The following is a 4,936-nucleotide window of genomic DNA, read 5'->3' as shown; positions in this document are numbered from 1 at the left end:
CCGCTCAACCGCGCCATGGTGGCGCGCATCCAGACCCTTTCCACCGCCCCCACCCGCAGATCACTTTGATGAACACGCCTCTCCTCTCGCTCACCCCAAGACCCGGTGCCCGCCCCATGGTGCAGGCCGGCGCCGCCGCCGCGCTGCTGCTCCTGCTCGCCTTTGCCGCCGCGTGGTGGACGCGCGAGCTGCCGCTGTTCGCGCTCACGCCGCCCGGCGGTGGCGCCGCCGACATGCTGCCCGGCCAGCGGATGGACCTGCACATCACCTTCTTCACCATCTGGGCCGCGCTCATCCTGGTGGTGCCGGCCCTGTGCCTGCTGCCATTCCGCGACCGCTCGGCCACCGCGGCGCGCTACTGGCTGGCGTTCTGGACCGCCTCGCTGGTCGTGTTTTTGGTGCACTTCTACTGGGCGGTGGCCGTCGTCTTCGGCAACGACTGGTCGCGCATCCTGCACACGCCGCGCGTGAGCGCCCCGCGCCTGGACACGGTGTTTGCCGTCTGGTGGGTGGCGGACGTGCTGATCGCCTGGCTCTGGCGCTCCGAAGCCCTGTGGGTGCGTGTGCAACGCTGGGGCGTGCACGGTCTGGCCCTCGTGCTCTTCTTCATGGGTGCCGCGCGCGAAGGCGAGCTTGCCGCTTCGCGCACGCTGGGTTGGCTGCTCGCTGCGGGCGTGGTGGTCAGCGCGGTGCTCGCGTGGATGAACCACCGGCGCGCCCGCCGTGCCTGAGCCCGATCGGTTACAAACCACACACTTCAACAACAAGGACCGCCCATGCACACCGTGACCATTGCCCTCGCCCTGATCGTCTGCCTCATCCACGTCTACATCGTCGTGCTGGAGATGCTGTGGTGGGACACGCCCAAGGGTCACAAGGCCTTTGGCCTGAAGCCCGACTTTGCCAAAGCCACCAAGGTGCTGGCCGCCAACCAGGGCCTGTACAACGGTTTCCTGGCTGCGGGCATTGCCTGGGCGCTGTGGCGGGTCGATGCACCCGCCCTCGCCTTCTTCCTGGGCTGCGTGGCGGTGGCGGGCATTTATGGCGCCATCACCTCCAGCAAGAAGATCCTGTTCATCCAGACCGTGCCGGCCGCCGCCGCGCTGCTGGCGCTGTACGTTTTCGGCCTGCCCGTCTGACGCTCAGCCTCTCAGGTGTTCGGCGCCGTCTTGGCGCTCCACAACATGGTGATGGCCAGGATGCCGAGCACGACACCGAGCGACACCGCCACCGGGATCTTGAACACGTCGATCAGCACCATCTTGCTGCCGATGAACACCAGGATCACAGCCAGGCCGTAGTTCAGCAGGTGGAAGCGGCTGGCCGCTGCCTGCAGCAAGAAGAACATGGCGCGCAGGCCGAGGATGGCGAACACGTTGCTGGTCAGCACGATGAACGGGTCGCTGGTGATCGCGAAGATGGCGGGGATCGAATCCACCGCAAAGATCACATCGGTCAACGCCACCATGGCGATCACCATCATCAGCGGCGTGGCAATGCGCTTGCCGTTCTCCACCGTCCAGAATTTCTCACCGTCGTAGGTTTTGCTGACCGGCAGCAGCTTGCGCAGCAGTTTGAGCGCGGGGTTGTCATTCAGGTCGGGCTCCTGGCCTGCGGCCCACCACATCTTCACGCCAGTCAAGATCAGGAACGCGCCGAACACGTACAGGATCCAGTGGAACTCGGCGAGCAACCAACCGCCCACCAGGATCATTCCGGTGCGCAGCACGATGGCGCCCACGATGCCGATCATCAGCACCCGCTTCTGGTAGACCGGCGGCACCGAGAAGTAGCTGAAGATCAGCAGGAAGACAAAGATGTTGTCCACCGCCAGGCTCTTCTCGATCAGGTAGCCGGTCAGGAACTCCAGCGACTTCTCATTCGCGAGCGCGCTGGACCCGGTGCTGTCCTTCACCGCCCACCAGAACAGCGCGTTGAACACGAAGCTCAGGCCCACCCACACAAGCGACCAGTTCAGCGCCTGCTTCACGCCCACCTCGTGCGCGCCCTGCTTCTTGAGCAGCACGAAGTCGACAAACAGCGCGCCCAGGACGAACGCGACAAAAACGATCCACAGCCAGAGCGGCGCAATGGTTTCCATGAAAAAAGACCTTCTTGGGTTGGTGTTGACGAACAAACACCCCCAAGGTCTGGCCGGAACCGGGCATGGCGCCCGGCCCGGGGTTTCCGGCGGCCTGTCTCGCAAGCGAGCAGGCCACGTACTGACGGAAACCCCACCCGCCGGGACCGGGCTGTGCGTCCGGTGGCGGGTTGGTTACTCCCCTTGATGGGAGCCGCGATTGTGGGGGCGGGTGGCTGGCCCCACAACCCGAAGGTGCTTCAGAGAAAAGCTGAAGCTTCGGCCAATGATCGTCCGTGGCGGCAGATGGACAATGCGATGTCGTCCGACCTGCTCGCTCCCCCATGGCCCATCCCTACCGCTTTCCCTTTTGCCCACATTGCCGAGAGCAAGTGGTACCCGACACCCAGGCGTGCCCCTCCTGCGGCCGCGCCTTGGATGGACTGCGCAAGGAAGGCGAGGGTGACGAACTCAGCCTCCACCCGCTTTCGCACAGTCGCTGGCAAAAAATCTCCTTGGGCCTCGACTCCCAGGGGCGTCTCATAGGAAAAGCAACAACAGGCATGTTTGTCGCCTTCGTGCTGACTTCGTGGCTGTTCTACCTCAACACACCTGATCCGACAGACACGCTTGTTTTCGTGTTCTCAACGATAGGTCTCTTCAGTGCATACGACGTGTGGGCGTTCACCCATGGAAAGCCCACATCCATCACCATCTATGGTCACTACGAAGCGATCCCTTCGAACACGATCGCCAGGGTGCTCGGTCTGCTCATGGATCTGGCCATGATGGCCGCGTGTGTCTGGGTTCTCTTGTCGAAGCTGTGAGTGATCTCGCTCAGGCCGCTTCCTTGTAGAACGGCTGGCGCCCCACCGCCCGCGGCGCCTGCGTCGCCACGGCCTCGTGAATCGCCCCGATGTGCTGCGGCGTGGTCCCACAGCACCCACCCACGATGTTCACCAGCCCCTCGGCGGCGAACTCGCGCAGCAGGCGGCTGGTGACGTCGGGCGTTTCGTCGAAACCGGTGTCGCTCATCGGGTTGGGCAGGCCGGCGTTGGGGTAGCAGCTGATGAAGGTGTCGCCCGCGACCTTGGCCAGCTCCTGGATGTAGGGGCGCATGAGCGTGGCACCGAGTGCGCAGTTCAGGCCCACGGCCAGCGGCTGGATGTGGCGCACGCTGGCCCAGAAGGCGGTGACGGTCTGGCCGCTCAGGATGCGGCCAGAGGCGTCGGTCACGGTGCCGCTGATGATGACGGGCAGGCGCTCGCCGCTCTTCTCGAAATACTCGTCGATGGCGAACAGCGCGGCCTTGGCGTTGAGCGTGTCGAAGATGGTTTCGACCAGCAGCACGTCGGCCCCGCCTTCGACCAGCGCTTCCACCTGCTCAAGGTAGGCGGCGCGCAGCTGCTCGAAGGTGACGTTGCGGGCGCCGGCGTCGTTCACGTCGGGGCTGATGCTGGCGGTCTTGGGGGTCGGGCCGAGGGCGCCGGCCACGAAGCGGGGTTTGTCGGGTGTGCTGAATTTGTCGCAGGCCGCGCGGGCGATGCGCGCCGAGACCAGGTTCATCTCGCGCGCGAGATGCGCCATGTCGTAGTCTTCCTGCGCGATGGTCGTGGCGCCGAAGGTGTTGGTCTCGATCAGGTCGGCGCCGGCCGCGAGGTAGCCTTCGTGGATGTCGCGGATCACGTCGGGCTGCGTCAGGCTCAGCAGCTCGTTGTTGCCCTTCACGTCCTTGTGGAAGTCCTTGAAGCGCTCGCCCCGGTACTGCGCCTCGCCCAGCTTGAAGCGCTGGATCATGGTGCCCATGGCGCCGTCGAGCACAGCGATGCGTTGCGAGAGGATGGCCGGCAGCGCCTGGGCGCGGGTGTAGGCGGGGGAGTTCATCCGGCGATTGTAGGAAACGGGGTGGCCCGGCCCGTCCCGTGGGGGGATTGGCGGCCCGCGGGGACCCCTGCCTATACTGGCCGCGAACCGGTTTCAGGAGGTGCGTGTGCTGGCTTTTCACAAGGTTCTGCCGCTCGGGCTGGCGCGGCTGATCTGCGTCGCAAGCCTGTGCTGGCTGCTATTGGGCTGCGAGCGTGGTGTGCCCGAGGGCGGTCATGCGATCGCGCTGCTGATTGATCGCGCACCGGGGCCTTTCGCCCGGGTGAACGGGGAGGCGCTCTACCGGGCCGAGGGTTGCCCGCAGGCTGACGCCGAGAAGACGCTGCCGGTGCCTTACACCCGGCTCGACGACCACCGCTACACCACCACCGTGCGCACACAAGCCCCGCCCGACACAAGCCCGGACAGCGCGTGCCGCTGGCGGTTGGTGTCCACCACGGTGAGCCTCTCGGCCACAGACGCCCCGGAAGACGAGCGTTACGTGGCGCAGCTTTCGGCCGACGAGATGGACGCGGGCAAACCGGTCCGGCGCCACTACTGGCGCGGCACCTACCCGCGCATGCCGGGCGCGCTGATCACCCGCAACCTCGGCGAGACGGACCCGGAGGTGTTCCGGCCGGAGTTCCGCAAGCTGCTGTTCTCGATCACGCTGACGGCGACGGCACCGCCCTGAGCCGCTTGGCCCACCCCTGCCGAGCCACCTGCTGGCTCGGCAGGGGTGGCGTCAGGGCGCAGGGTGTTTTCGGTTCAAATGCCGCCTGTTCCGACAACAACATTCAAGGAGAGGTGTGTGCATGAATTCCCTGTCTTCCCCGTGTTCCCTGCTGTGCGCCTGGCGCGACTGGCCTGCGTGGTGGGCGCAGTGTGGTCGCTGATGGCCTGCCAGCCCACCACGCAGGCCAGTCGCGCCAGGCGCACAGCAGGGAACACGGGGAAGACAGGGAATTCATGCACACACCTCTCCTTGAATGT

At 65.7% G+C, this 4,936-nt stretch carries 6 protein-coding genes; 4 read left to right on the top strand and 2 right to left on the bottom strand.

The window, feature by feature from the left end:
* Window positions 1-68 precede the first annotated feature (68 nt).
* Complete coding sequence (locus B0E41_RS11000; protein ID WP_143433786.1) at window positions 69-731, top strand: hypothetical protein; 663 nt, start codon at window positions 69-71, stop codon at window positions 729-731.
* A gap of 45 nt (window positions 732-776) precedes the next feature.
* Complete coding sequence (locus B0E41_RS10995) at window positions 777-1,139, top strand: DUF1304 domain-containing protein (RefSeq protein WP_077331199.1); 363 nt, start codon at window positions 777-779, stop codon at window positions 1,137-1,139.
* 11 nt (window positions 1,140-1,150) lie between these two features.
* Here the strand turns inward: B0E41_RS10995 and B0E41_RS10990 are convergent, their stop codons facing one another.
* Window positions 1,151-2,101 (bottom strand): TerC family protein, encoded by a 951-nt coding sequence (locus B0E41_RS10990; RefSeq protein ID WP_077331198.1) that lies wholly within the window; start codon window positions 2,099-2,101, stop codon window positions 1,151-1,153.
* A 323-nt stretch (window positions 2,102-2,424) separates the two neighbouring features.
* Here B0E41_RS10990 and B0E41_RS26570 point away from each other — a divergent pair, with 323 nt between their 5' ends.
* Complete coding sequence (locus tag B0E41_RS26570) at window positions 2,425-2,907, top strand: zinc ribbon domain-containing protein (RefSeq protein WP_143433785.1); 483 nt, start codon at window positions 2,425-2,427, stop codon at window positions 2,905-2,907.
* A 10-nt stretch (window positions 2,908-2,917) separates the two neighbouring features.
* Here the strand turns inward: B0E41_RS26570 and B0E41_RS10980 are convergent, their stop codons facing one another.
* Window positions 2,918-3,964, bottom strand: coding sequence for a homocysteine S-methyltransferase family protein (locus tag B0E41_RS10980; RefSeq protein WP_077331196.1), 1,047 nt, complete (start codon window positions 3,962-3,964; stop codon window positions 2,918-2,920).
* Between the two features lie 106 nt (window positions 3,965-4,070).
* Between B0E41_RS10980 and B0E41_RS10975 the strand changes: the two genes are divergently transcribed.
* Window positions 4,071-4,637 carry a hypothetical protein gene (locus tag B0E41_RS10975; RefSeq protein ID WP_077331195.1) on the top strand — a complete coding sequence of 189 codons (567 nt, stop codon included), beginning with the start codon at window positions 4,071-4,073 and terminating at the stop codon, window positions 4,635-4,637.
* Window positions 4,638-4,936: the final 299 nt, after the last annotated feature.

Source organism: Hydrogenophaga sp. A37, from assembly GCF_002001205.1.
GTDB lineage: Bacteria > Pseudomonadota > Gammaproteobacteria > Burkholderiales > Burkholderiaceae_C > Hydrogenophaga.
Note: the sequence above shows the minus strand (reverse complement) of the source record. Positions and strands in the feature narration are given on the sequence as shown.

What these genes read in the sequence shown, in the direction of transcription:
- B0E41_RS11000 (WP_143433786.1), top strand. Translation starts at nt 69, where the DNA reads ATGAACACGCCTCTCCTCTCGCTCACCCCAAGACCCGGTGCCCGCCCC.
- B0E41_RS10995 (WP_077331199.1), top strand. Translation starts at nt 777, where the DNA reads ATGCACACCGTGACCATTGCCCTCGCCCTGATCGTCTGCCTCATCCAC.
- B0E41_RS10990 (WP_077331198.1), bottom strand. Translation starts at nt 2,101, where the DNA reads ATGGAAACCATTGCGCCGCTCTGGCTGTGGATCGTTTTTGTCGCGTTC.
- B0E41_RS26570 (WP_143433785.1), top strand. Translation starts at nt 2,425, where the DNA reads ATGGCCCATCCCTACCGCTTTCCCTTTTGCCCACATTGCCGAGAGCAA.
- B0E41_RS10980 (WP_077331196.1), bottom strand. Translation starts at nt 3,964, where the DNA reads ATGAACTCCCCCGCCTACACCCGCGCCCAGGCGCTGCCGGCCATCCTC.